This is a genomic window from Arthrobacter crystallopoietes BAB-32 (assembly GCF_000328305.2).
Classification (GTDB): Bacteria; Actinomycetota; Actinomycetes; order Actinomycetales; family Micrococcaceae; genus Crystallibacter; species Crystallibacter crystallopoietes_A.
Genome location: NZ_ANPE02000335.1, coordinates 1 through 1,388, shown reverse-complemented (window position 1 = coordinate 1,388; position 1,388 = coordinate 1). Strand labels below are relative to the sequence as shown.

Below are 1,388 nucleotides of genomic sequence, written 5' to 3'. Positions count from 1 at the left end.
GTCCTCCGGGGCCGGGTCCGCGCGGGCGGTGAGCCGCAGCCGCGAGATTCCGTCCGGCACGCTGGGCGGGCGGAAGCAGCCGACCAGTACACCGTTGTCTTCGAGCCTGGCGGCAAGCTCCGCCGCCAGCTCCGGATCGCCGACCGGCACGGACTGCACGGCGCCGGCTGCCTGCGGAACGCCGCAGGTCCCGGCGATGATGGCGGCGTTGGCCAGCACCCGGCCGGCCAGCTCCGGGGCGGCGCCGACGATCCGGCAGGCCTCGGCGGCAGCAGCCGCGGTTGCCGGAGCCAGACCGGTATCGAAAATGAAGCTGCGGGCGGTGTTGACCAGATGCTCGCGCAGCGCGGGCGGCCCCAACACGGCGCCGCCCTGGGCCCCAAGCGCCTTGGACAGCGTCGCCGTGAGGACCACATGGTCGGCTCCGGCCAGCCCGGCGGCATGCACGGCGCCGCGTCCGCCGCCGGCCACGCCGATCCCGTGCGCCTCATCCACCACCAGGAGGGCGTCGTGGTCGGCACAGAGTCTGGCGGTGGCGGGCAGGTCGGCGGCATCTCCCAGCACGGAGTAGATGGATTCGACAACGACGACGGCGCGCGGCTGGGTGCGCGCGGCCAGTCGGGTTTGCAGCGCGGCGAGGTCCCCGTGCGGGAAGGCCTCGACCGGGGAGCGTGAGAGCCGGGCAGCGTCGATCAGCGACGCATGGCAGTGCTCATCGGAGAGCAGCAGCGTCCCCGGGCCGCCGAGCGCGGTGACGAGGCCGAGGTTCGCGGCGTAGCCGCTGGAGAACGCCAGCGCCGAGGGCTGGCCGGTGAGCCGGCACAGCTCGGCTTCGAGTTCCTCGTGGACCGGCAGCGTCCCGGTGACCACCCGTGAGGCCCGGGCGCCGGTTCCGTAGCGTTCGATGGCGCGGGCGGCGGCCGCCTTGAGCCGTGGGTCGGTGGACAGGCCGAGGTAGTCGTTCGAGGCGAGGTCGAGCAGCGGGCGCCGGCTGGATTCCGTAGCCCGAGAGTCCCTCTGGGGGAAGCGGGCGGCAAGCGGGGTGTTGCCACGTGGGTCGCCGGTCCGGACGGCGGTGTTCCGGACCAGCCCGCGCTTGCGGCGGACCCGGTCCTGGTCCTCGAGCCACTGCAGCAAAGAGCCGCCCATCAGCCGTGCACCCGGGCGATCGCGGCGGTGATGCCGGAGCCGATGGCGGCGACGTCGGCTGTGGAGGAGATGTAGGGCGGCATGGTGTAGACCAAGTCGCGGAACGGGCGGACCCAGACGCCGTGCTCCAGGCAGGCCCGGGTGACGGCCGGAAGGTCCACCGGCCGGTCCAGCTGCACCACGCCGACGGCGCCGAGGACGCGCACCTCGCGCACGGACTCCAGCGCGGCCGCGGGAGC

The 1,388-nt window shown here is 74.3% G+C and carries 1 protein-coding gene and 1 pseudogene; both read right to left on the bottom strand.

Annotation, left to right across the window (positions count from 1 at the left end; all coding sequences use genetic code 11):
- A partial coding sequence (locus D477_RS20815) for an 8-amino-7-oxononanoate synthase (RefSeq protein WP_005275560.1) occupies positions 1-1,149 on the bottom strand: 1,149 nt, incomplete at its 3' end.
- Positions 1,149-1,388 (bottom strand): annotated as a pseudogene (locus tag D477_RS20810) (aminotransferase class III-fold pyridoxal phosphate-dependent enzyme); the annotation flags it as partial. The gene D477_RS20815 and the pseudogene D477_RS20810, both read right to left, overlap by 1 nt.